Origin of the sequence: Caballeronia sp. LZ003 (genome assembly GCF_031451465.1) — a bacterium.
Lineage (GTDB): Bacteria > Pseudomonadota > Gammaproteobacteria > Burkholderiales > Burkholderiaceae > Caballeronia.
Genome location: NZ_JARUXJ010000156.1, coordinates 1 through 518, shown reverse-complemented (window position 1 = coordinate 518; position 518 = coordinate 1). Strand labels below are relative to the sequence as shown.

2 protein-coding genes are annotated in these 518 nt (G+C 63.9%); both read left to right on the top strand.

The annotated features are described in order from the left end of the window. Positions 1-240, top strand: a 240-nt coding sequence (locus QCE79_RS33555) for a histidine kinase (RefSeq protein ID WP_309851827.1), incomplete at its 5' end; no start/stop codon positions are given. 15 nt (positions 241-255) lie between these two features. After that, a partial coding sequence (locus QCE79_RS39515; RefSeq protein ID WP_404989477.1) for a sensor histidine kinase occupies positions 256-518 on the top strand: 263 nt, incomplete at its 3' end.

Here is a 518-nt window from a genome sequence, read left to right as displayed (position 1 = left end):
AGCCGGATCGCGCGTGAACTGCATGACGACCTCGGCCAGACGCTCAGCGCATTGAAGATGGAAATGTCCGTGCTCAAGGCGCGGCTCGACGCGCAGGGCGAGCTCGAAGATGGCATCGCCGCTCAGATGCAGCGCATGCTTGGCCTGATCGACTGCGATATCGCGTCGCTCAGGCGCATCGCGGCGCATCAACGGCCGGTCATGCTCGACGATCTCGGTTTGCCGGCGGCCATCGACTGACTCGTCGAGGATTTCATTCAGCGCCACGGCATCGAGGTCAGACACGAGTTCGACACTGGCGATCTCGCGTTCAATACGGACGCGGCGACCGCTGCTTTTCGCATCGTCGAAGAGGCGCTCACGAATATCGTTCGCCATGCGCACGCGAGCCGCGTCGATCTGTCGCTCAGCGCCGACCACGACAATTGCGTGCTGCGCGTGGGCGACGACGGAATCGGCGCTTCGGCCTTGCCATCGGCGAACGCGAAATCGTTCGGCTTGCTGGGCGTGCGCGAGCG